Origin of the sequence: Streptomyces sp. WP-1 (genome assembly GCF_030450125.1) — a bacterium.
In the GTDB taxonomy this organism is placed as follows: domain Bacteria; phylum Actinomycetota; class Actinomycetes; order Streptomycetales; family Streptomycetaceae; genus Streptomyces; species Streptomyces incarnatus.
In genome coordinates this window covers 6,924,617-6,945,914 of record NZ_CP123923.1, presented here as the reverse complement: position 1 = coordinate 6,945,914, position 21,298 = coordinate 6,924,617, and the positions used below count along the sequence as shown (strand labels likewise).

Annotated in this window: 22 protein-coding genes; 7 read left to right on the top strand and 15 right to left on the bottom strand. The window is 72.8% G+C overall.

Annotated features, from left to right (window positions below):
* Nucleotides 1-124: 124 nt before the first annotated feature.
* Nucleotides 125-343, bottom strand: a complete 219-nt coding sequence (locus tag QHG49_RS30885; protein ID WP_186337992.1) for a hypothetical protein — start codon at nt 341-343, stop codon at nt 125-127.
* A 251-nt stretch (nt 344-594) separates the two neighbouring features.
* On the opposite strand from QHG49_RS30885, the gene QHG49_RS30880 reads away from it, so the two are divergent.
* Nucleotides 595-1,356: a maleylpyruvate isomerase family mycothiol-dependent enzyme gene (locus tag QHG49_RS30880; RefSeq protein WP_301492099.1), complete on the top strand. Its 762-nt coding sequence runs from the start codon at nt 595-597 to the stop codon at nt 1,354-1,356.
* A 27-nt stretch (nt 1,357-1,383) separates the two neighbouring features.
* Here QHG49_RS30880 and QHG49_RS30875 read toward each other — a convergent pair whose 3' ends face one another.
* Nucleotides 1,384-2,331, bottom strand: a complete 948-nt coding sequence (locus QHG49_RS30875; RefSeq protein ID WP_145492455.1) for an ROK family protein — start codon at nt 2,329-2,331, stop codon at nt 1,384-1,386.
* 218 nt (nt 2,332-2,549) lie between these two features.
* On the opposite strand from QHG49_RS30875, the gene QHG49_RS30870 reads away from it, so the two are divergent.
* On the top strand, nt 2,550-3,599 hold the full coding sequence (locus QHG49_RS30870; RefSeq protein ID WP_159698927.1) for a LacI family DNA-binding transcriptional regulator: 1,050 nt from the start codon (nt 2,550-2,552) through the stop codon (nt 3,597-3,599).
* Nucleotides 3,600-3,779: 180 nt separating this feature from the next.
* Here the strand turns inward: QHG49_RS30870 and QHG49_RS30865 are convergent, their stop codons facing one another.
* From QHG49_RS30865 to QHG49_RS30845, 5 genes are all read right to left on the bottom strand, one after another.
* Complete coding sequence (locus QHG49_RS30865; protein ID WP_301492098.1) at nt 3,780-5,075, bottom strand: aldolase/citrate lyase family protein; 1,296 nt, start codon at nt 5,073-5,075, stop codon at nt 3,780-3,782.
* Nucleotides 5,076-5,269: 194 nt separating this feature from the next.
* On the bottom strand, nt 5,270-6,232 hold the full coding sequence (locus tag QHG49_RS30860) for an electron transfer flavoprotein subunit alpha/FixB family protein (protein ID WP_159698933.1): 963 nt from the start codon (nt 6,230-6,232) through the stop codon (nt 5,270-5,272).
* 53 nt (nt 6,233-6,285) lie between these two features.
* Nucleotides 6,286-7,071, bottom strand: coding sequence for an electron transfer flavoprotein subunit beta/FixA family protein (locus QHG49_RS30855; RefSeq protein ID WP_145492447.1), 786 nt, complete (start codon nt 7,069-7,071; stop codon nt 6,286-6,288).
* 229 nt (nt 7,072-7,300) lie between these two features.
* Nucleotides 7,301-7,810, bottom strand: coding sequence for a flavin reductase family protein (locus QHG49_RS30850; protein WP_159698936.1), 510 nt, complete (start codon nt 7,808-7,810; stop codon nt 7,301-7,303).
* 217 nt (nt 7,811-8,027) lie between these two features.
* Nucleotides 8,028-8,468 (bottom strand): thioredoxin family protein, encoded by a 441-nt coding sequence (locus tag QHG49_RS30845; protein WP_301492094.1) that lies wholly within the window; start codon nt 8,466-8,468, stop codon nt 8,028-8,030.
* Nucleotides 8,469-8,740: 272 nt separating this feature from the next.
* On the opposite strand from QHG49_RS30845, the gene QHG49_RS30840 reads away from it, so the two are divergent.
* Complete coding sequence (locus tag QHG49_RS30840; protein WP_301492093.1) at nt 8,741-9,469, top strand: 1-acyl-sn-glycerol-3-phosphate acyltransferase; 729 nt, start codon at nt 8,741-8,743, stop codon at nt 9,467-9,469.
* A 251-nt stretch (nt 9,470-9,720) separates the two neighbouring features.
* On the opposite strand, the gene QHG49_RS30835 is transcribed toward QHG49_RS30840, so the two are convergent.
* From QHG49_RS30835 to QHG49_RS30820, 4 genes are all read right to left on the bottom strand, one after another.
* Entirely contained in the window at nt 9,721-10,314 is a 594-nt protein-coding gene (locus tag QHG49_RS30835) for a transglutaminase family protein (RefSeq protein WP_301492092.1), read from the bottom strand.
* 89 nt (nt 10,315-10,403) lie between these two features.
* Nucleotides 10,404-11,474 carry a low specificity L-threonine aldolase gene (locus QHG49_RS30830; protein ID WP_145492439.1) on the bottom strand — a complete coding sequence of 357 codons (1,071 nt, stop codon included), beginning with the start codon at nt 11,472-11,474 and terminating at the stop codon, nt 10,404-10,406.
* Nucleotides 11,471-12,235: an SDR family NAD(P)-dependent oxidoreductase gene (locus QHG49_RS30825; RefSeq protein ID WP_145492438.1), complete on the bottom strand. Its 765-nt coding sequence runs from the start codon at nt 12,233-12,235 to the stop codon at nt 11,471-11,473. Before QHG49_RS30825 ends, QHG49_RS30830 begins: the two co-directional genes overlap by 4 nt.
* Nucleotides 12,236-12,282: 47 nt before the next feature.
* Nucleotides 12,283-13,680, bottom strand: a complete 1,398-nt coding sequence (locus QHG49_RS30820; RefSeq protein ID WP_145492436.1) for a DUF6421 family protein — start codon at nt 13,678-13,680, stop codon at nt 12,283-12,285.
* 394 nt (nt 13,681-14,074) lie between these two features.
* Between QHG49_RS30820 and QHG49_RS30815 the strand changes: the two genes are divergently transcribed.
* A complete protein-coding gene (locus QHG49_RS30815; protein ID WP_145492434.1) occupies nt 14,075-14,758 on the top strand; it encodes a glycerophosphodiester phosphodiesterase family protein in 684 nt (227 codons plus the stop codon).
* A gap of 48 nt (nt 14,759-14,806) precedes the next feature.
* On the opposite strand, the gene QHG49_RS30810 is transcribed toward QHG49_RS30815, so the two are convergent.
* A complete protein-coding gene (locus QHG49_RS30810) occupies nt 14,807-15,349 on the bottom strand; it encodes a GNAT family N-acetyltransferase (RefSeq protein WP_145492433.1) in 543 nt (180 codons plus the stop codon).
* Between the two features lie 72 nt (nt 15,350-15,421).
* Between QHG49_RS30810 and QHG49_RS30805 the strand changes: the two genes are divergently transcribed.
* Nucleotides 15,422-15,814 carry a VOC family protein gene (locus tag QHG49_RS30805; protein WP_159698948.1) on the top strand — a complete coding sequence of 131 codons (393 nt, stop codon included), beginning with the start codon at nt 15,422-15,424 and terminating at the stop codon, nt 15,812-15,814.
* Nucleotides 15,815-15,936: 122 nt separating this feature from the next.
* Here the strand turns inward: QHG49_RS30805 and QHG49_RS30800 are convergent, their stop codons facing one another.
* Entirely contained in the window at nt 15,937-16,515 is a 579-nt protein-coding gene (locus tag QHG49_RS30800; protein ID WP_128788858.1) for a MarR family winged helix-turn-helix transcriptional regulator, read from the bottom strand.
* A complete protein-coding gene (locus QHG49_RS30795) occupies nt 16,512-18,176 on the bottom strand; it encodes an FUSC family protein (protein ID WP_301492086.1) in 1,665 nt (554 codons plus the stop codon). Before QHG49_RS30795 ends, QHG49_RS30800 begins: the two co-directional genes overlap by 4 nt.
* 199 nt (nt 18,177-18,375) lie before the next feature.
* On the opposite strand from QHG49_RS30795, the gene QHG49_RS30790 reads away from it, so the two are divergent.
* Nucleotides 18,376-18,969 (top strand): DUF5134 domain-containing protein, encoded by a 594-nt coding sequence (locus QHG49_RS30790; protein ID WP_301492085.1) that lies wholly within the window; start codon nt 18,376-18,378, stop codon nt 18,967-18,969.
* A gap of 85 nt (nt 18,970-19,054) precedes the next feature.
* Nucleotides 19,055-19,684 carry a PASTA domain-containing protein gene (locus QHG49_RS30785; RefSeq protein ID WP_301492084.1) on the top strand — a complete coding sequence of 210 codons (630 nt, stop codon included), beginning with the start codon at nt 19,055-19,057 and terminating at the stop codon, nt 19,682-19,684.
* Here QHG49_RS30785 and QHG49_RS30780 read toward each other — a convergent pair.
* Complete coding sequence (locus tag QHG49_RS30780) at nt 19,659-21,173, bottom strand: FAD-dependent monooxygenase (protein ID WP_301492082.1); 1,515 nt, start codon at nt 21,171-21,173, stop codon at nt 19,659-19,661. The two genes, QHG49_RS30785 and QHG49_RS30780, sit on opposite strands and share 26 nt — an antisense overlap.
* Nucleotides 21,174-21,298 lie beyond the last annotated feature (125 nt).

The window sequence follows — 21,298 nt, the reverse complement described above, 5'->3', positions numbered from 1 at the left end:
TTCTGTTGGCCCCCTGAGGCTTGCCCGCTCCACCCTGCCACGGAAACCCCGCCGCGGTGAGGGTGCGGTAAAGCGCGGTGCCGGTGCCCCCGCGGCGGGGCACCGGCACGCATACGCCGGTGGCCTAGTCCTGTCCGGCGGCCCGCCCGGTGGTGTGGCCGGTGGCCGGGGAGTCGGCGGGGGCCAGGCTGTCGTGGCTGACCAGATCACCGGCCGAGTGCAGGGTGTCGGAGACGTTGAGACCGTCCAGGGGACCCTTGTCCGCGGCGTGGGACGGGGTGATGGCGGCCACGACGAAACCGGTGGCCAGGGAGGCGAGGGCGAGCATGCTGCGCTTCTTCATGCGCGTATCAACTCCCCGAGGGGGCCCGGGGTCACGCGGATACCGCCGGAACGGCGAAATCCCCTGGCCGGGACTCCGGTCGGCACCGAGTTCCCGCGCCGCTACCGGTGGAGCGGGCAGGGGGCGCGACGCCCCTGGAACTGTGGTTGCCCGCCGAGGAGTTGAACGAGTTCACCACGCATATCGTGGGACCGGCCGAGGTAGTGCACACCTTCCGGTGAGCCGCGGCACCCGCACGGCGAGGAGTACGCGTGTCCCCTGACTTCCCCTCCGGCACGGTCGGCGCCGGGCTCGGTGACGTGATCGGGGACGTCGTACGGTCCGCGGGCCGGCTCACCGCGGCCGCGGCCGGGCTGTCCGGGACCGCGGTGCGGGCGCCTTCGGGGCTGCCGGACCGGACGCGGGGGCAGGTGCTCGCCCATGTCGCCTACAGCGCCGACGCCTACACCTGGATGCTGGAGCTCGCGCGCACCGGCCGGGAGCCCGGTCCGCGCCCGGATCCGGCGCGGGTGGCGCGGGACGCCGTACTGCCCGCCGGGCCGCTGGCCGAGCGGCTGCGGGAGAGCCTCGGCCGGTTCACGGACGGGGCGCGCGCGTTGCCCGCGCCCGCCTGGGAGCGGCTGGTCCCGGCGCTGGCCGGCTGGTGCCATCCCGCCTGGTACCTGCTGCTGCGCGCCCTGCGGGAACTGGAGACCCACCATCTCGACCTCGGCACCGGGTACGGCACCGAGCGCTGGCCGGACCGGTATGTGCGCTGGGCCCTGGACGACACCCTCACCACCCTCGGCGCCCGCCGCTTCCCGCTCGCCGCCGTGACGGCCGTCGATCTGGGGCGGCGCTGGCCGGTCTCGGCCGAGGGCCCGGAGCTGAGCGGTGAGGGGCACCGCCTTCTCGGCTGGCTCACCGGACGGCTCCCGGCCGCCGGACCCCGGCTGCCCCCAGCCCTCCCCACCCCGCTCCCCTGGCCCCAGCCCCCGCTTCCCGGCTGGGGGCGCCTCGGCGACGACGGGTAGGCCACCGAGGCACCCACGTCCGAGGGTCTAGAGCCGCACCAGCCCCGGTCCCCTGAGCAGCGCCGCCGCCGCGGCCCCCACCAGCCCGGCGTCCGTGCCCATCTGCGCGGGCACCACCGTCAGCCGCCGTACGAACGACAGCGTGGCGTAGTCCGCGAGTGCCTCGCGCAGCGGGGTGAAGAGGACGTCGCCCGCGTTGCCGACCCCGCCGCCGATCACCGCGATGTCGATCTCGGCCAGCGTCGCGGTGGCCGCGATCCCGGCGGCGAGCGCACGCGCGGCCCGCCGGAAGGAGGCCACGGCGACCGGGTCGCCGGCCCGGGCCGCCGCCGCCACCGCGGCGGCCGAGGCGTCGCCGTCCGGGCCCGGCCGCCAGCCCTCCTCCAGGGCGCGGCCGGCGATGTTCGGGCCGCTGGCGATCCGCTCCACACAGCCGCGCGAGCCGCACGGGCAGGGGTCGCCGTCGAGGTCGACGCTGATGTGCCCGATGTGCCCGGCGTTCCCGGTCGGGCCGGGGTGCAGCTGTCCGTTGAGCACCAGGCCGCCGCCGACGCCGGTCGAGACGACCATGCACAGCGCGTTGTCGTGGCCCCGGGCGGCGCCCTGCCAGTGCTCGGCGGCGGTGATCGCGACGCCGTCCCCGATCAGCTCGACGGGCAGTCCCCCGGTCGCCGTCCGCACCCGCTCGACCAGCGGGAAGTCCCGCCAGCCCGGCACGTTCACGGGGCTGACGGTGCCCGCGGAGGCGTCCACCGGACCCGCGCTGCCGATGCCGACGGAGCGGACGTGTCCCCACCGGGGCGAGGCGGCGAGTTCGCCGAGCACCTCCTCGACGGCCCGCATGACCGTTTCGCCGTCCCGCCGGGCGGGCGTGGCGCGCTGGGCCCGCTCCAGGATCAGTCCGCGGCCGTCCACGAGACCGCCGGCGATCTTGGTGCCGCCGATGTCCAGGGCTGCCACGAGGTCGGTGCGCATCAGAGTGTGATCTCCCCGTCGAACGATCGAAAACCATGGGTCCGAGCGGGCCGGCCGGGTGGTGGGGGCGCGGTCCCGCGCAGAGTGGTCGACAGTCTCCCGCGCACCTGACAACGTTGTCCAGGCTCTATGCTCGACGCCACATCCTCATACAAGCCCATGGGCCGCCCGCTTCACACCCCCATGGGGACACGGACGACAGGACAGGACAGCGCATCGTGCCCAAAACCACCCGCCGCGCAGATCGCCACCCCGGGAACCGCTACGGCAACCGGCCGACGATGAAGGACGTGGCGGCGCGGGCCGGGGTCGGGCTGAAGACGGTGTCCCGGGTGGTCAACGGCGAGCCCGGGGTCACGCCGGACACCGAGCGCCGGGTGCAGGAGGCCATCGACGCGCTGGGCTTCCGCCGCAACGACAGCGCGCGGGTGCTGCGCAAGGGCCGCACCGCGAGCATCGGCCTCGTCCTGGAGGACCTCGCGGACCCCTTCTACGGCCCGCTGAGCCGCGCGGTGGAGGAGGTGGCCCGCTCGCACGGCGCCCTGCTGATCAACGGCTCCAGCGCCGAGGACCCGGAGCGGGAGCGGGAGTTGGCGCTCGCGCTGTGCGCGCGGCGGGTGGACGGCCTGGTGGTGATCCCGGCCGGGGGCGACCACCGCTATCTGGAGCCGGAGATCCGGGCGGGCGTGGCGACCGTGTTCGTGGACCGGCCGGCCGGGCGGATCGACGCCGACGTGGTGCTGTCCGACAACTTCGGCGGGGCCCGCGACGGTGTGGCCCATCTGATCGCGCACGGCCACCGCAGGATCGGGTTCATCGGGGACATGCCCCGCATCCACACGGCGGCCGAGCGGCTGCGCGGCTACCGGGCGGCGATGGAGGACGCGGGGATACCGGTCGAGGACCGCTGGATGTCGCTCGGGGTGACGAGCCCGGAGCGGGTGCGCCGGGCCGCGCAGGAGATGCTGTCCGAACCCGAGCCCGTGACCGCGGTGTTCACGGGCAACAACCGGGTGACGGTCACCGTGGTCCGGGTCCTCGCCGAGCGGTCCCGGCAGGTGGCCCTCGTCGGCTTCGACGACTTCGAGCTAGCCGATCTGCTGCGGCCGGGCGTCACGGTGGTCGCCCAGGACTCGGCCGCCCTCGGCCGTACGGCGGCGGAGCGGCTCTTCCGCCGGCTGGACGGCGGCCTGATCGCGCCGGAGCGTATCGAGTTGCCGACCCGGCTGATCACCCGCGGCTCGGGCGAACTGCCCCCGGTCGGTTGAGACACTCCTGCCGACGCTGGACGGCCTCCCCCTCTCGCCCGTCAACCACCTTCCGTCACACGGGAGTTGCGCGTGCCGTGGCTGGACCGGCGGCGACGTGACGTCATCGACGCCCGTGAGAGGTGCCGCTGCCGGACGACGGCGACTTGCGGCACACCCCGCTGTCCGCGTAGCCCCCTCCTACGCGGAGGCCGTGAGGTCGCCGCGCCTCGGGGACGCGAAGCCCTCCAGCCCGGCGCGGGTCAGGCCCGTGCGCTCGGTGACCTCCGTGAGGTCGAGGGCGCCGCAGTGCAGGCCGCGCAGCAGATAGCCGCTGAGCGCCTTGGCCGTGGCGGGTTCGTCCATGACGTCGCCGCCGGTGCGGCTGGCGTAGCGGGCGAGGCGGGCCGCGGCCTGCTCGAAGCCCTCGCGGTAGAAGGCGAAGACGGCCGCGTAGCGGGTCGGGATGTGGCCCGGGTGCATGTCCCAGCCCTGGTAGTAGGCACGGGCGAGAGCGCGCCGGGTGAGGCCGTAGTGCAGCCGCCAGGCGGCGTGCACCTGCTCGGCGGGGCCGACCGGGAGGACGTTGGTGGAGCCGTCCGAGACGCGTACGCCGGTACCCGCGGCGGCGACCTGCATGACCGCCTTGGCGTGGTCGGCGGCCGGGTGGTCGCCGGCCTGGTAGGCGGCGGAGACGCCCAGGCAGGCGCTGTAGTCGAAGGTGCCGTAGTGCAGCCCGGTGGCGCGGCCCCCGGCGGCCTGGATCATGCGGGCGACGGTCGCGGTGCCGTCGGTGGCCAGGATGGCCTGGCTGGTCTCGATCTGTATCTCGAAGCCGAGGCGGCCCGCGTCCAGGCCGTGCGCCTTCTCGAATGCCTCCAGGAGCCGCGCGAAGGCGGTCACCTGCTCGGGGTAGGTCACCTTCGGCAGGGTCAGCACCAGCCCGTCGGGCAGCCCGCCCGCCGCCATCAGGCCGGTGAGGAAGACGTCGAGGGTGCGGATGCCCCGCGCCCGCACCGGGGCCTCCATGCACTTCATGCGGATGCCCATGTACGGCGCCGCGGTCCCCTTCTCGTACGCCTCGGCGATCAGCCGGGCCGCGCGGGCCGCGGTCGCGTCCTCCTCGGCGTCGGGGCGGGGGCCGTAGCCGTCCTCGAAGTCGACCCGCAGGTCTTCTACCGGCTCGCGCTCCAGCTTGGCGCGGACGCGGGAGTACACCGGCTCGGCGAGTTCGCCGGCGAGGCCGAGGACGGCGGCGAAGGAGGCGGCGTCGGGGGCGTGTTCGTCCAGCGCGGCGAGGGCCTTGTCGCCCCAGGAGCGGACGGTGCCAGCGGTGAAGGCGTCACCGGGGACGTACACGGTGTGCACGGGCTGCCGGGTGCCGGGGTCCCCGGGGTAGCGGCGGGCCAGTTCCGCGTCGACCGGGGCGAGCGAGGCGCTGATCTCCTCGCCGACGGCGCCGGCGAGGCTGGTCGCCACCTTCTCCTGCTGACCCATCCCGCACCCTCCAATATCCACTGCGATTCCGCTGTGCGGAATCAACAATCCGTAGAATGAAGTTATCCGGCGGGGTTCCGGCTGGTCAACACCTTGGTCGGCACCTCGGTCGAGGGCCCTGTGCCGCCTTCAGGATGCACCGAGGCCCCCGTGACCGCGAGGGTCGGCGGGGGCCTCGGACAGCCGGTCGGCGATCAGCCCTTGCGGGTCTTGATCTCGTCGGTCAGCTGCGGCACGACGTCGAACAGGTCGCCGACGACGCCGTAGTCGACCAGCTCGAAGATCGGGGCCTCGGCGTCCTTGTTGACGGCCACGATGGTCTTCGAGGTCTGCATGCCGGCGCGGTGCTGGATCGCACCGGAGATGCCGTTGGCGATGTACAGCTGCGGCGAGACCGACTTGCCGGTCTGGCCGACCTGGTTGGTGTGCGGGTACCAGCCGGCGTCGACGGCGGCACGCGAGGCACCGACGGCCGCGCCGAGCTGGTCGGCGAGGGCCTCGATGATCGCGAAGTTCTCGGAGCCGTTGACACCGCGGCCGCCGGAGACCACGATCGCGGCCTCGGTCAGCTCCGGGCGGCCCGTGGACTCGCGCGGGGTGCGGCCGGTGACCTTGGTGCCGGTGGCCTTGTCGGAGAAGGTCACGTCGAGGGCCTCGACCGCGCCCGCGGCCGGGGCGGCCTCCACGGCGGCCGAGTTCGGCTTGACCGTGATGACCGGGGTGCCCTTGATGACACGCGACTTGGTGGTGAAGGACGCGGCGAACACCGACTGGGTGGCCACCGGGCCCTCGTCGCCGGCCTCCAGGTCGACGGCGTCGGTGATGACGCCGGCGCCGATGCGCAGCGCCAGGCGGGCGGCGATCTCCTTGCCCTCGGCGGAGGACGGGACCAGCACGGCGGCCGGGGAGACGGCCTCGTGCGCGGCCTGGAGGGCGTCCACCTTCGGTACGACCAGGTAGTCGGCGTACTCGGACGCGTCGTGGGTGAGGACCTTCACCGCGCCGTGCTCGGCGAGGGTGGCGGCGGTGTCGGCGGCGCCGTTGCCCAGCGCGACGGCGACGGGCTCGCCGAGGCGGCGGGCCAGGGTCAGCAGTTCAAGGGTGGGCTTGCGGACGGCACCGTCCACGTGGTCGACGTAGACGAGGACTTCAGCCATGGGATTGCTCTCCTGCGTAACGAAGTTGAGGGGCGGTCGGCGGGCGCGAACCCTTAGATGAACTTCTGGCCCGCGAGGAACTCAGCGAGCTGCTTGCCGCCCTCGCCCTCGTCCTTGACGATGGTGCCGGCCGTGCGGGCCGGACGCGCGTCCGCAGTCTCGACCTTGGTGAACGCGCCCTCCAGGCCGACCTCTTCCGCCTCGATGTCGAGGTCCGACAGGTCCCAGGACTCCACCGGCTTCTTCTTGGCCGCCATGATGCCCTTGAACGACGGGTAACGTGCCTCGCCGGACTGGTCGGTCACGGAGACCAGGGCCGGCAGCTGCGCCTCCAGCTGCTCGGAGGCGGCGTCGCCGTCGCGGCGGCCCTTGACGGTGCCGTCCTCGACCGAGACCTCGGACAGCAGGGTGACCTGCGGGACACCGAGGCGCTCGGCGACCAGCGCCGGGACGACGCCCATGGTGCCGTCGGTGGAGGCCATGCCGGAGATGACCAGGTCGAAGCCGGCCTTCTCGATGGCCTTGGCCAGCACCAGGGAGGTGCCGATGGCGTCGGTGCCGTGCAGGTCGTCGTCCTCGACGTGGATCGCCTTGTCGGCACCCATCGACAGCGCCTTGCGCAGCGCGTCCTTGGCGTCCTCGGGGCCCACGGTCAGCACGGTGACCTCGGCGTCGTCCGCGTCCTCCGCGATCTGGAGCGCCTGCTCGACCGCGTACTCGTCCAGCTCGGAGAGCAGACCGTCCACGTCGTCGCGGTCGACGGTCAGGTCATCGGCGAAGTGCCGGTCGCCAGTGGCGTCGGGCACGTACTTCACAGTGACAACGATCCTCAAGCTCACGCCGGCTCTCCTACTGCATCGTGATTTCCTGGCTGCCTCTTGCAGGCAGCATAGGCGCCTGAAGCGGCCGATCCCGGTCGGGGCGTCAGCGCGCTCCGACCGGAATATTACTCGTCAGTACACCCAGTTCGTTCCCGCTGAGCAAGCGCTTTGAACTGTGACCTTCGCAACGCAGCGTAACCGGAACTCGACCGCCGTGCAGGGGAACGGAACGTGATCCGCGCCGCACTCAGTCGCGCAGCGCGGTGAAGCGGCCCTGGTGGTAGAGGAGGGGGCGACCGCCGCCGGTGGGATCGCCGAGGACGACCTCCGCGAGCACGATCCGGTGGTCCCCGGCGGGGACGCGGGCGACGATGCGGCAGACCAGCCAGGCGAGCACGTCGTCGAGCACGGGCACACCCTCGGGGCCGTCGCGCCAGGCGGTGGGCGCGCCGAAGCGGTCGGCACCGCTGCGGGCGAAGGTGGCGGCCAGGTCGCCCTGGTGCTCGCCGAGTATGTGCACGCCGATGTGGTCGGCCTCGGCCATCGCGGGCCAGCTGGAGGCGCCGGTGCCGACCCCGAAGGAGATCATCGGGGGTTCGGCGGAGACCGAGGTGAGGGAGGTGGCGGTGAAGCCGACCGGTCCGGCGGCGCCGCGCGCGGTGATCACCGCGACACCGGCGGCGTGCCGGCGGAAGGTGGAGCGCAGCAGATCGGGAGAGGCGAGCCGGGGGGTGCCGAGTTGGGGCAGGGCCGTCATGGAGTTGTCCTTCTGTTCGGGAGGGCGAGCGGGTCCGTGGCTGCTCAGCGACCCGGACAGCAGGCGCTCGCGGTGCGCGCGAGGTCGACGTGGGCCCGCCCGTGGAGAAGGAGTTCGGTCGGCATACGGTCAGGCTGACGATAGGTGGCGCGCGCAGTCAAGTGCGGTCCGGGAACTGGGACGTCCCTCACCTGGTGCTCCCGGTGCTGAAACCCCCTCACACCGCCTCCCCAAGCGCCGCGATGACATCGGCCTTGCGGGGCTGCCCGGCGGCCCGGCGCACCTCCCTGCCGTGCGCGTCCAGGACGAGGACGGTGGGGGTCTTCAGGATCCCGAGGGCGCGTACGAGGTCGAGGCGGGCCTCGGCGTCGATCTCGACGTGGGCGACGCCGGGCACCATCGCGGCGACCTCGCCGAGGACGCGCCGGGTGGCACGGCAGGGTGCGCAGAAGGCACTGGAGAACTGGACGAGGGTGGCCCGTTCGCCGAGACCGCCGCCGAGTTCGACCACACCCGGCCCGTCGCCGGGTTCGGCGACGCCCGGTCCGCCGCCGGGTTCGGCAACGCCCGGTCCGCCGCCGGGTTCGGTCACGCCCGGTCCGGCCGTGCCCGGTCCGGTTCCGGTCCCGCCCGCTTCGGCGTCGTCGCGCCCGCTCACCCGTGCCCTCCCGCTCCGCCGCCGGTGCGGCACTCCAGGGGCGCCCGCTTCTACGGGCGTCGGGGGTCAAACAACCGGTGCGCCGTAGAGATTCCCGGCGTCCGGGTGAAAGCTGTGCGGACGTGACGAGGATCTCGCCCCGGCCGGGCACCAGAACTGGCTACCCGCACGTTCTTCGGGCACGATCTGCGAGACGCCGTAAACCTACGGCTGCGTAACTTGTCCGCCGGGAGCCCCTTTCCCGAGCAGAGCAGAAAGGGTTCACCCCACTCATGGCAGAGCTGGTCTACCGTCCCGTCATCGGATTCGCCAAGACGCTGTTCAAGGTTTGGGACCTGAAGATCGACTGCCAGGGGGTCTCGAACATCCCGCGCTCCGGCGGCGCCGTGCTGGTGAGCAATCACATCAGCTATCTGGACTTCATCTTCAACGGCCTGGCCGCGCTGCCGCAGAAGCGCCTGGTGCGGTTCATGGCGAAGGACTCGGTCTTCCGGCACAAGATCTCGGGCCCGCTGATGCGCGGCATGAAGCACATCCCGGTGGACCGCGGACAGGGCGAGGCCGCGTACGCGCACGCGCTGGACTCGCTGCGCTCCGGTGAGGTCATCGGCGTCTTCCCCGAGGCGACCATCTCGGAGTCGTTCACGCTGAAGAGCTTCAAGTCGGGTGCGGCCCGGCTCGCCCAGGAGGCCGGGGTGCCGCTGGTCCCGATGGCGCTGTGGGGCACCCAGCGGCTGTGGACCAAGGGTCACCCGCGCGACTTCAAGCGCAGCCACCTGCCCGTCACCATCCGCGTGGGCGAGGCCGTGGAGGCACCGCGCGACCAGTACGCCGGGGCCATCACCCGCCGGCTGCGCGAGCGGGTGCAGGAGCTGCTGGACGCGGCCCAGCGCGCCTACCCGGGCCGCCCGAAGGGCCCCGAGGACTCCTGGTGGCTGCCGGCCCATCTGGGCGGTACGGCACCGACGACGGAGGCACTGCGGGCCACGCCGGTCCACTGACACCCGGGCCGGTGGCTGCCGCACACCGTCTGCGACGGCGCGCTGCCCTCGGGTCCGGTACGGCAACCCGCCTCGGACGGCGGCCACTTCACCGGCGCGTGCACAACGGGGCGCGCGGGGCCCGGTGACGACGGGTGCGGGCCGCACGGCCGGGTGAACCGTCCCGTCGTACCCTCCGCCCCTTCACCCGGGCGGCACGGCGGACGCCGTCGGTCTCCTCCGCCGCCGCTCCCCGTGCGTCACACCGGGGACTACAGGGCACTCGGCAGCACCCGGCCCAGGGCCTCGCGGTCGGGGGCGGTGCGCAGGGCGTCGAGGACGGCCGGATGCGCGGCGGCGTACAGCAGCGGGTGGTCCCGTTCGCCGGCGGCCGGGCCGGGGGTCCGGGCGAGCCGCTCGCCGGTCAGGGAGAACCGCGCGTCCACGCCCGGCTTGTTGCCGCGCGGGTCCTGGCGGTGCCAGGCGCCGTGGAAGCGGACGGCGACCAGGCCGTGCAGCACGTGCCCCTCGCCCTCGTCGGCGCGCAGGCGCTGGTGGCACAGGGCCGTCGGGACGTCCTCGGCGCGCAGCAGGGCCGTCAGCGCGTGCGCCTTGGCGTGGCAGACGCCGGCCCGCCGCGTCAGGACGTCGGAGGCGCGCCAGGTGACGCGGGGATCGCCGGTGTCGGCGGAGTGCGGGACGGTGTCGCGGACGAACTCATAGGCGAGGCGCGCACAGGCATACGAGTCCGCCGCCTCCGCCGCCAGCCGGGCGGCCGTCTCCCGGACCATCGGATGGTGATGGTCGATGACCTCGTCCGCGGCCAAGTAGGCGTAGAGGTCGGCGGTTTCCTGGATCAGCCGCATGCCCGCGGAGCATAGGTATGCGGCCACCCATCAGTCAATGACTTTTCAGGTGACCGCATACCTATGCACTTGTTCGGGCGGGCGCGCAACTAGCGCGCCATCTCCTCCTTGACCGCCGCCACGAAGGCGTCGACATCCTCCTCCGTGGTGTCGAAGGAGCACATCCAGCGCACCGTGCCCAGGGCCTCGTCCCAGAAGTAGAAGCGGAAGCGCTTCTGGAGCCGCTCGCTCACGTCGTGCGGGAGCTGGGCGAAGACGCCGTTGGCCTGCACCGGGTAGAGGATCTCCACGCCGTGCACCGCGCGCACGCCCTCGGCGAGCCGCTGGGCCATCTCGTTGGCGTGCCGGGCGTTGCGCAGCCACAGGTCCTTGGCCAGCAGGGCCTCCAACTGCACCGAGACGAAGCGCATCTTGGAGGCGAGCTGCATGGACAGCTTGCGCAGATGCTTCATCCTGCGCACCGCGTCCTGGTTGAGGACCACGACCGCCTCGCCGAACACGGCGCCGTTCTTGGTCCCGCCGAGCGAGAGGATGTCGACACCGACCGCGCTGGTGAACGTGCGCATCGGCACGTCCAGGGAGGCGGCCGCGTTGGCTATCCGGGAGCCGTCCAGGTGCACCCTCATGCCGTGCGCGTGGGCGTGCTCGCAGATCGCGCGGATCTCCTCGGGCGTGTAGAGCGTGCCCAGTTCGGTGGACTGGGTGATCGAGACGACCTGCGGCATCGCCCGGTGCTCGTCCTCGAAGCCCCAGGCCTGCCGGTCGATCAGCTCGGGGGTGAGCTTGCCGTCCGGCGTGGCCACGGTGAGCAGCTTGAGCCCGCCCATCCGCTCGGGCGCCCCGCCCTCGTCCACGTTGATGTGCGCGCTCTCGGCACAGATCACCGCGCCCCAGCGGTCGGTGACCGCCTGGAGCGCGACCACGTTCGCACCGGTGCCGTTGAAGACCGGGAAGGCCTCCGCGGTGGCGCCGAAGTGGCTGCGGATGATCCGCTGGAGGTTCTCGGTGTACTCGTCCTCGCCGTAGGCCACCTGGTGGCCGCCGTTGGCCAGGGCCAGGGCGGCCATCACCTCCGGATGCGCCCCGGCGTAGTTGTCACTGGCGAAACCGCGGACCTCCGGGTCGTGATGGCGACGCGCGTCGGTCTTGGGAGGGTTCACGGCTTCTCGGTCAGCCACAGACGGTTTCCGTTCAACTCGGCGGCGGGCTTGCTCCAGACGCCCTCGATGGCCTCGGCCAGATCCTTGACGTCCGTGAAGCCCGCGAACTTCGCGTTGGGGCGTTCGGCGCGCATCGCGTCGTGCACCAGCGCCTTGACCACGAGGATCGTAGCCGCCGAGGTCGGGCCCTCGGCGCCCTCCGCCTTGCCCGCCTTGCGGAAGTAGTCCCCCATGGCCAGCGTCCACGCCTCGGCGGCGGCCTTGGCCGCGGAGTAGGCGGCGTTGCCCGCGGTGGGCTTGGACGCGCCGGCCGCGCTGATCAGCACGTAGCGGCCGCGGTCGCTGCGCTGGAGGGCCTCGTGGAAGGCGAGCGAGGTGTGCTGCACGGTGCGCACCAGCAGCAGCTCCAGGAAGTCCCAGTCGTCGAGGCTGGTCTTGGTGAAGGTCTCGCTGCCGCGCCAGCCGCCGACCAGGTGCACCAGGCCGTCGACGCGCCCGAAGTCCTTCTCGACGCGCTCGGCCCACTCCCGGGTGGAGCGGAGATCGAGCAGGTCCACGGTCTCCCCCGTGACCGTGGCACCGCCGGAGGCGTAGCGGGCCGCGTCCACGGCCTCCGACAGCCGCTGCGGGTCGTTGTCCGCTCCGACGACGGTCGCCCCGGCCTCGGCCAGGCGCAGCAGCGCCGCCCGGCCGGCGGGTCCGCCCGCGCCGGCCACCGCGATCACCGCACCGCTGAGCGCCCCGTTCGACCCGTTCCCCATGATCTTCCCCTCTGCAGCAGTGATGTGTGTGGACGGTGCGCCGTCAGTCACGCGGCGAGCCGCTCGGCGCCGTCCGCCGTGATGCCCTTGGTGGAGGCGATCACATTCTTCAGCTTCTTGGACAGGGCTTCAAAGAACATGCTCAGCGGAAACTCGTCCGGGAGCACGTCGTCGACCAGCTTGCGCGGCGGCAGCGTCAGATCGAGGGCGTCCGGACCCTTGGCCCACTTGGAGCCGGGGTGTGGAGCCAGGTACTCGGACACCAGCTGGTAGCCGGCGAACCAGTGCACGAGCTTGGGGCGGTCGATGCCGTCCCGGTACAGCTTCTCTATGTCGGCGCACAGCTGGTTGGTGACCTGCGGGGCGCGCTCCCAGTCGATGGACAGCTTGTTGTCCGTCCAGCGCACGACGTCGTGCTTGTGCAGGTAGGCGAAGAGCAGCTGGCCGCCGAGACCGTCGTAGTTGCGCACCCGGTCGCCGGTGACGGGGAAGCGGAACATGCGGTCGAAGAGCACCGCGTACTGGACGTCACGGGCCTGCGGGATGCCGTCCGCCTCCAGCTTCACGGCCTCCTTGAAGGCGGTGAGGTCGCAGCGCAGCTCCTCCAGGCCGTACATCCAGAACGGCTGGCGCTGCTTGATCATGAAGGGGTCGAACGGCAGGTCGCCGTGGCTGTGGGTGCGGTCGTGGACCATGTCCCAGAGCACGAACGCCTCTTCGCAGCGCTTCTGGTCGTGCACCATCGCGGCGATGTCCTCGGGCAGCTCCAGGCCCAGGATGCCGACGGCGGCGTCGGTGACCCGGCGGAAGCGCGCGGCCTCGCGGTCACAGAAGATGCCACCCCAGGAGAAACGTTCCGGCGCTTCGCGGACGGCGATGGTCTCCGGGAAGAGGACGGCCGAGTTGGTGTCGTAGCCCGAGGTGAAGTCCTCGAACGTGATGCCGCAGAACAGCGGGTTGTCGTACCGGGTGCGCTCCAGCTCGGCCAGCCACTCGGGCCAGACCATGCGCAGCACGACCGCCTCCAGGTTGCGGTCCAGGTTGCCGTTCTGCGTGTACATCGGGAAGACGACCAGGTGCTGGAGGCCGTCCGCGCGCTGTGCCGCGGGGTGGAAGGCCAGCAGGGAGTCCAGGAAGTCCGGCACCTCGAAGCCGCCCTCGGCCCAGCGGCGCAGATCCTTCACCAGGGCCTCGTGGTAGGCGGCGTCGTACGGCAGAAGCGGCGAGAGCTGCTCGACGGCCTCGGCGACACGGCGCACGGCGGCCTCGGCGTCGGCCTTGGCGGGCGCGCCGTCGGCGTCGAAGTCGATCGACCCATCCGCCGACTGCCATGGCCGAATCTGCTCCACGGCATCCTTGAGCACGGGCCAGGCGGGGTGCTCAACCACCCTGGCCTGCGAAGAAACCTGCCCCTTCGTACCCGGCTGCACAAGAATTTCCGTCATTTTCCATCCTCCACGGGAGAACCTCGCGTCCGGACACCGTATGCATACCCCGATGCCCCCATCAAGAGGCAGCGCAGGAGATTTTTCTGTCCGGGGACATGGTCACCGACATTTTTCCTGCCGTAAACCGTGACGGCGCTCACTTTCGACTGTCGGCCCCGACGGCCCGGGAGGGGCGGTATCCGGCCTGTCAAGCGCGTGGGGACTCGCCCACGCGTGGGTGATGCCGCAACGGGGTGGCAGCCAGTCACCGCCCGGGGCGCGTCCAGATCGTCCGCGCGCGTGCGGGTTCATCCCGGGTCGGGGCCGTTAGGCTGCGATCTGCCCGCACGGACGACGGCGTCCGCCCGTCGCCGCGCGTGCCGAGCCGCCGTCGACGGAAGCGAGTCGAACCTTGAACTTCCTTACCATCGGTCACCGCGGGGTCATGGGTGTGGAGCCCGAGAACACCCTTCGCTCCTTCGTCGCCGCGCAGCGGGCCGGCCTCGATCTGATCGAACTGGATCTGCACCTCAGCAAGGACGGCGCCCTGGTCGTCATGCACGACGCCGAGGTGGACCGCACGACCGACGGCTCCGGGCCGATCGCCGAGAAGACCCTCTCCGAGCTGCGCGCGCTGGACGCGGGGCGCGGGGAGCGGGTGCCGGTGTTCGAGGAGGTCCTGGACGCGGTGGGCACCCCCCTGCAGGCCGAGATCAAGGACGTGGCGGCGGCGCGGGAGCTGGCGCGGGTGATGCTGGAGCGGGACCTGGTCGCGCGGGTGGAGGTGTCCTCGTTCCACGACGAGGCGGTCGCCGAGATCGCCCGGCTGGTCCCCGGGGTCCGCACCGCGCTGATCGCCGGGCGCTACGGCCCCGAGGTGGTCGAGCGCGCGGTCGCGGTGGGCGCGCCGACCCTGTGCCTGGACATCCGCCGGATCACCCTGGAGACCGTCGAGCACGCGCGGGCGGCCGGGTTGCGGATCATCGGCTGGACGGTCAACACGCAGGAGCATCTGCGGCTGGTCCGCGCGCTCGAACTCGACGGCGCCACCACGGACTTCCCGGAGATCAAGCGCACCGGACGGTTCACGGCGTAGCGGGCGCGGCCCCGGCGCGGTGGGAGTTTGGGCGGGCGCCGCGCCGGTTCAGCCGAGCTTCTTGACCAGCAGCTCGAACTGGAGGTCGGCGCGCTGCGGGATGCCGAAGCGCTCGTCGCCGTACGGGAACGGGGACATCTGTCCCGTACGGCGGTAGCCGCGGCGCTCGTACCAGGCGATCAGGTCGTCCCGCACGGAGATCACGGTCATGTGCATCTCGCTGATGCCCCACGCCGCACGGGCCTGCCGCTCGGCCTCGGCGATCACGGTCTTGCCGAGGCCCTCCCCCTGGAGGGTGGGGCTGACCGCGAACATGCCGAAGTAGGCGTGATCACCGCGGTGTTCGAGCTGGCAGCAGGCGACGACACGGCCGTCGCGCTCGACGGTGAGCAGCCGGCTGTCCGCCGACTTGATCACCTCCAGGACGCCCTCGGGGTCGGTGCGCTGCCCCTCCAGGATGTCCGCCTCCGTGGTCCACCCGGCCCGGCTGGCGTCGCCGCGGTACGCCGACTCGATCAGCACGACCAGCGCGTCGACATCGGCGTCGGTGGCGTCTCGGAAGGTGAGGCCGGGGGCGGCGGCGCTGTGCATGGGGGCGGTTCTCCGATCTCGGGCGTGCCTGGGGCTGGGACGAGGGTAACTGTGCCACTTGGCTGCGCGGGCATGGTGCATGTGCTCAGCAGCCGGACACTTCTGCGACCCATCGACCCCGAGCGCAGCCGAGCCTTCTACGGCGAACGGCTGGGCCTGCCCGTCTACCGCGAGTTCGGTACGGGTCCTGAACGGGGGACGGTCTACTTCCTCGGCGGCGGCTTCCTGGAGGTCTCGGGCCGCGCCTCGGAACCGCCCTCGCCGGCCGTGGCGCTGTGGATGCAGGTCGAGGACGTCACGGCGGCGTACGACGAACTCCGCGCGAAGGGCGTCGAGATCACCCGCCCACCGGTGAAGGAACCCTGGGGGCTGATCGAGATGTGGCTCACGGATCCGGACGGCACGCGGATCGTGCTGGTGGAGGTGCCGGGGGACCATCCGTTGCGGTACCGGGCGGGGGTTTAGCGGACACCTCACCTCACAGCCGACGCCGGCCGCGGTTCTCCCAGGGGCGCGGGGAACCGCGCGACCAGCCCCGACGGATCCGCGCCCGGCCCACGACCCGCCCCCGGGCGCGCGCCCGAGCCTCAGCCCCCGGCCCGCAGCGCGCCCATACGGCCCTCCAGCCGGCTGAGCAGCTCCGCGAGCAGACCGGCCAGGTCGTCGCGCCCGGTCGGTGCCAGCACCGAGAGGACCGCCGTCTCGTACGCGAGCTGCTCGGGCAGGACCCCGTCGACCAGGTCCCGCCCGGCGTCGGTGAGACGGACATGGGCCACCCTGCGGTCCCGGGTGTCGCCGCGGCGTTCGACGAGCCCCCGCTCGGTCAGCTGCTTGATCCGCTTGGTGACGGCGGCCCCGGAGGAGAACGTCTCCCGGGCCAGCTCCCCCGGCGTCAGCTCGTGGCCGGTGCGGCGCAGCGCGCCGAGCAGGTCGAACTCGGGGCGGCTGAGCCCGGCCCGGCGCAGCGGCGCGTCCTCGGCCTGCTGGAGCAGCGCCGCGCACCGGTTGATCCGCCCGATGACCTCCATCGGCCCGGTGTCCAGCTCGGGATGGACGGCCCGCCACTGCCGTACGACCGCGGCGACCGTGTCGGCCGTGGACGCCTCGCGCCGCGCTGACGTGCCGCTCGCGTCCCCGGCTGCCGGTGTGCCGTTCGTCGCCGTCATGGCCGTATGTCCTCCGTCGTCGTGCCCGGGTCGTGCTGACACGGTGCGAGCCCCTGGCGTCGTACCGTCGCCGCGAGCGTACGGTGTCCGGCCTGTTCGGCGAGCACCACCCGGTCCTCGGGCAGAGCGCGCTGCCACCATTCGCCGGCCGCGGCGTCGGCGGTGTCGCGCAGCTCCACCAGGGCGGCGGCGAGCCCGCGGCGGGCCCCGTCCAGGGCACGGCGCTCCGGGTGCGCCTCGGCGAGCAGCCGGGCGGCGTTCTCGCGGGCGCGTTCCGCCTCGGTCAGCGCGTGTTCCAGACGGTCGCCGGCGCGCCGGTTGGTGACGGCGACGGCCGCGACGAAGCCGACCAGGGCCCCGATGAGGGTGTCCACGACCCGGTCGGTCATCAGCTCGGTGGCGTCCTGGCTGCGGGCGAACTCGGTGACGAGCAGGGCCATCGGGGTCACGCAGATGCTGCCGAGCCAGTAGTTGCGGCCCATCAGCGCCTCCGCGCCGAAGTTCAGGGCGACGCAGCACAGCACCAGGGCCACCCCGTCGACATGGGCGAGCGGGGCGAGCACGGCGAAGGCGAGGACGCCGAGGACGTTGCCGACGACGCGCTGCACGCCCCGGCTCCAGGTGAGGGTGACGTTGGCCTGGTAGAGGGAGGCCGCGGTGACCAGCGCCCAGTAGGGGCGGCCGACGCCGAGCGCGAGGGAGGCGTACCCGGCGAGGGCGCAGCCGATGGCGGTGCGGGCGGCGAGGGGGGCGAGCGGCGCGAGGCGGTGGCGCGGCGCGGGGCGTGGCAGGGCCAGCTCGGTGTCCAGGCCGAGGAGTTCGTCGGCGTGCTCGCCGGGGATGTCGAGGCTGAGGGTGCGGCGCGCGCCGCGCAGTTCGCGGGCCCAGGCGCGCAGCCGTGCCGGGTCGGTGTCGGCGGGGGCGGCGAGGGCGACCTCGGCGCGGACGAGGAGGCGTTCCAGGGCGCGCCGGGTGGCGTCGGGGCGCGCGCCCGCGGCGAGCAGCGACTGCCAGGCGGCGTGGATGGCGGCGGCGCTCGCGGCGCGGGCGGCGGCGTGTCCCTCGCCGGTGCCTCGGGTGTCGGCGTAGGCGGCGGTCGCGTTCAGGGCCCCCGCGGTGGCCCGGCGCTCGGGGCCGTGCGGGCGGACCAGTCCGGGTGCCATGCCGACGAGCCAGGACCAGGCGCCGGCCGCGAGGACGAGCCCGAGGTGACCCGGCACCTGGCCGAGGGTTCCCGGGGCGAACAGGGAGGCGGAGCTGATGAAGGTGAAGATCACGTGGGCCGGGGGGCCGATCCGGGTGGCGTCGCAGGCGCCCTTCTGGACCGCCGCGAGCACGGCGCCGACGGTCACCAGGATCACGGCGTCGGAGGTGAGCGAGGCCGTGACCAGGGCGACGGCGACACCGGCGGTCATGCCGAGCACCACCCAGGCCAGGGTCCGGGCCCGCGCGGCGTAGGGCCGGTTGTGGCCGTAGAGGGCGCACAGCGATCCGGCCATCGTGTACATGGCGAGGTCGAGGCGGCCGAGCGCCAGCAGGATCAGGTTGGGCGGGGCGACCGCGGCGACGACGCTCAGGGCGGGCTTGAACCAGATGTCCGAGGGGCGGCCGAGGCGGAGTATCCCGGCGAGGGGAAGACGGTGACGGGTCGCGCTGCTCATTCATCGAATTTAGCATGTGTTTTATTCGTAAAACATATGGCGCGATGAGTGCCCCGTCACACCGCCTTGCCGGGCGACGCCCGCGCGCCCGCCGTCCGTGCCCCCTGCGGCGCTCCCGTGCACCCCCCTGCGCTCGCATGCGCCCCGCCCCGGCTGGGCATCGCATCCCTCGACCGACCGTCGAGCGGGGGAGGTACCCGTGCACGGACCCGTGTCGGCCGCCTGGTTGCTGGTCGCGCTGTGCGCGGCCACCGGGGCCTACTGTCTGCTGCGGATGGGCAGCGCCGTCGAGGAGCAGCGCCGGTCGGCCGGCGGTGAGGCGCTGATGGGCTTCGGGATGGCCGCGATGGCGGTGCCCGCGGCGGTGTTCACCCCGCCGGGCTGGGCCTGGCCGGTGTACGCGGCCGTCTTCGGCCTGGCCGCGCTGCGCGCCCTGTGGGCCGCGCGCCGCGACCGGCATCATCTGCACCACCTGGTGGGCGCCGGGGCGATGGCCTACATGGCGGCAGCGATGGCCGTGGCCCCGCCCGCCGCCCACTCCATGGAAGGCGTGTCCATGGAGGGCATGTCCATGGAGGGCATGCACGGCGGCACCGGGGTCCCCGTGGTGACCGGTGCCCTGCTCCTGTACTTCACGGGCTATGTGCTGCTGTCCGGCGCCCGGCTGGTCCCGGCCGCCGTGACCGTCGGCGGCCCCCCGTCCCCCGCCCGCTGGGGCGACCGCCCGGAACTGGCCCTCGCCTGCCGGCTGTCGATGGCGATCGGGATGGTGGCCATGCTCGTGACGATGTGAGTCCCGGGCGCACGAGCGGCATTCACGTCTTCTTCACGCATGGTCTAGCGTGTCCGGCCTGTAGTCGTCTCACCCGGGGGGAATCGTGCGGACCCGCATCATCAGCGCTGCCCTGCTCTGCGCCGCGGTCGGGCTGACCGCCTGCCAGCCGGCCGACAACGGATCCGGTGGGGGCAACTCCTCTACGACGCCAGGTAGTTCGGCCTCCAAGAGCGGCACGTCGGCGCACGCGGCACCGAAGGCCGTGCGGAACTTCGTCGGGATGGGCCTCCAGTCCGCGCAGGACGCCGCGCAGGCCGACGGCTTCTACTCGCTGAAGTCGCACGACGCGCTCGGCCGCGACCGTATGCAGGCCCTCGACCGGAACTGGAAGGTGTGCTCCCAGAACGTGGCCCCGGGCAGATCGGTGCCGACGCGCACGACACTGGACTTCGGCGCGGTGAAGCTGGCGGAGTCCTGCCCCGGCACGGACCAGAAGGAGCCGACCGTCCAGGGCGGCAGGATGCCCGACTTCAAGGGCAAATCCGTGAAGGCGGCGCGCGCGGCCCTGGACTCGGGCACGTCGATCACGGTCAAGGACGCCTCCGCGGACGGCCGTTGGGTCCTGGTGGAGAGCAACTGGCAGGTGTGCGGGCAGACACCGGCCGCGGGCAGCGCGCTGCGCGGGCAGCCGGTCACGTTCACCGCGGTCAAGTTCGGCGAGAGCTGCCCGTAGGCCCGGTGGCCGGCGCCCCGCCCCTCCGGAGGGGCGGGGCGCCGGCCACCGGGCCGCCGAACCAGTGGGTGAGCGCCGCTTCCAGGCCGTCCGCACCGTCCGCGCCCGCCCAGCACACATAGCCGTCCGGCCGGATGAGCATCGGTTCGATACCCGCGCCCTTGCCCGCCCGGTCCACCCGGTCCGACCAGGGCCCCGCGGCCTCGGCGAACGCGTCGGCCGGGTCCAGCAGGACACCGCGCCCGGACCGCAGCAGTTCGTGCACCCGGGCCGGGCCGAGGTCCAGGTCCGGTGCGGGCCGGCCGACGAGCGGTTGAGACGCGGTGCCGGGCATCGGATAACGGATGGCCATCCCGGACATCAAGTCGCCCAGGTATCCCTGGACTTCAGGGAGTTCGGCCATGTCCGTGAAGATCTCCCGGGCGGCCAGCACATCCGCGTCGCGGGTGCCCGCCCAGTCCATCAGCAGGCTCTGCGCGCGGACGTTGCGCAGTACGGCGGCCCCGGCCGGATGCCGTTCCGCGTGATACGTGTCGAGCAGGTTCCCCGGCGCCCAGCCGTGCACGGCGGCGCCGAGCTTCCAGCCGAGGTTGAGCGCGTCCTGCATCCCGGTGTTCATGCCCTGCGCGCCGAGCGGAAGGTGGACATGGGCGGCGTCGCCCGCCAGGAACACCCGCCCGTGCCGGTACTGCTCGACCTGCCGCGAGGCGTTGGTGATACGGCGGGCATAGCACAGTTCGCGCAGCTCCACCCGCGTCCCGAACACGGTGCGCAGACCGTCGCGGATCTCGTCCTCGGTGACCGGGACCTCCCTCGGCAGCGACCGGTCCGGCCCGCCGAGGACCAGCCGCCGCAGCGGCCTGCCCCGCGCATCGGTGCCGAGCGGGAACAGAGCCGCCCAGTGGCCGTCCTCGCCCCAGGTGTGCGAGGTGGCCGGATCGGTGCCGCCGAGCCGCACATCGGCCGCCACGATCGTCAACGTACCGGGCTCACCGGGGAATTCGGCCCGCAGCAGCGACCGTACGGTGCTGTGGGCGCCGTCGGCCGCGACGAGGTAACGGGAGCGCAGGGCCGTACCGTCGGCGAAGGTCGCGGTGACCTGCTCGTCGTCCTGGGCGAGGCCGACCAGTTCGCGGTCCCGGCGGGCGTGCAGGCCGTGCGCGGCGAGATGCCGCTCGAAGAACCCCTCGATCACCACCTGCGGCACGGACCGCCAGGGCAGATGGTGCCGTCCGCCCTGGAGCGGGAGGGGGATTCCGGCGAAGTGGCCGGTGGTGACGGGGTGGTCCCCGGTGGCCAGCAGGGGTTCCAGCAGCCCTCGCTGGTCGAGCGCCTCCAGGGTGCGGGACTGCACACCGCCCGCCTTGGACAGCTCGCTGCGCCGCGCGAGCCGGTCGACCAGCACGGTCGAAACCCCCGCCAGCAGCAGCTCGTTGGCCAGCGTCATACCGGTCGGGCCGGCGCCGACGACGAGCACATCGGTGTCCACGGGTTCTCCTCTGTCCAGGCCGATTCCGTCTGCCCCGATCGGGACTCCGTCTGTGTCGATCGGGACAGGGACAACGCTCCGCCGATCGAGCCGCCCGGACCAGAAACCGGACCGATCGCGCCGAT

What these genes read in the sequence shown, in the direction of transcription:
- QHG49_RS30885 (WP_186337992.1), bottom strand. Translation starts at nt 343, where the DNA reads ATGAAGAAGCGCAGCATGCTCGCCCTCGCCTCCCTGGCCACCGGTTTC.
- QHG49_RS30875 (WP_145492455.1), bottom strand. Translation starts at nt 2,331, where the DNA reads ATGCGCACCGACCTCGTGGCAGCCCTGGACATCGGCGGCACCAAGATC.
- QHG49_RS30865 (WP_301492098.1), bottom strand. Translation starts at nt 5,075, where the DNA reads ATGGGTCAGCAGGAGAAGGTGGCGACCAGCCTCGCCGGCGCCGTCGGC.
- QHG49_RS30860 (WP_159698933.1), bottom strand. Translation starts at nt 6,232, where the DNA reads ATGGCTGAAGTCCTCGTCTACGTCGACCACGTGGACGGTGCCGTCCGC.
- QHG49_RS30850 (WP_159698936.1), bottom strand. Translation starts at nt 7,810, where the DNA reads ATGACGGCCCTGCCCCAACTCGGCACCCCCCGGCTCGCCTCTCCCGAT.
- QHG49_RS30840 (WP_301492093.1), top strand. Translation starts at nt 8,741, where the DNA reads ATGGCAGAGCTGGTCTACCGTCCCGTCATCGGATTCGCCAAGACGCTG.
- QHG49_RS30835 (WP_301492092.1), bottom strand. Translation starts at nt 10,314, where the DNA reads ATGCGGCTGATCCAGGAAACCGCCGACCTCTACGCCTACTTGGCCGCG.
- QHG49_RS30825 (WP_145492438.1), bottom strand. Translation starts at nt 12,235, where the DNA reads ATGGGGAACGGGTCGAACGGGGCGCTCAGCGGTGCGGTGATCGCGGTG.
- QHG49_RS30820 (WP_145492436.1), bottom strand. Translation starts at nt 13,680, where the DNA reads ATGACGGAAATTCTTGTGCAGCCGGGTACGAAGGGGCAGGTTTCTTCG.
- QHG49_RS30810 (WP_145492433.1), bottom strand. Translation starts at nt 15,349, where the DNA reads ATGCACAGCGCCGCCGCCCCCGGCCTCACCTTCCGAGACGCCACCGAC.
- QHG49_RS30805 (WP_159698948.1), top strand. Translation starts at nt 15,422, where the DNA reads ATGGTGCATGTGCTCAGCAGCCGGACACTTCTGCGACCCATCGACCCC.
- QHG49_RS30800 (WP_128788858.1), bottom strand. Translation starts at nt 16,515, where the DNA reads ATGACGGCGACGAACGGCACACCGGCAGCCGGGGACGCGAGCGGCACG.
- QHG49_RS30795 (WP_301492086.1), bottom strand. Translation starts at nt 18,176, where the DNA reads ATGAGCAGCGCGACCCGTCACCGTCTTCCCCTCGCCGGGATACTCCGC.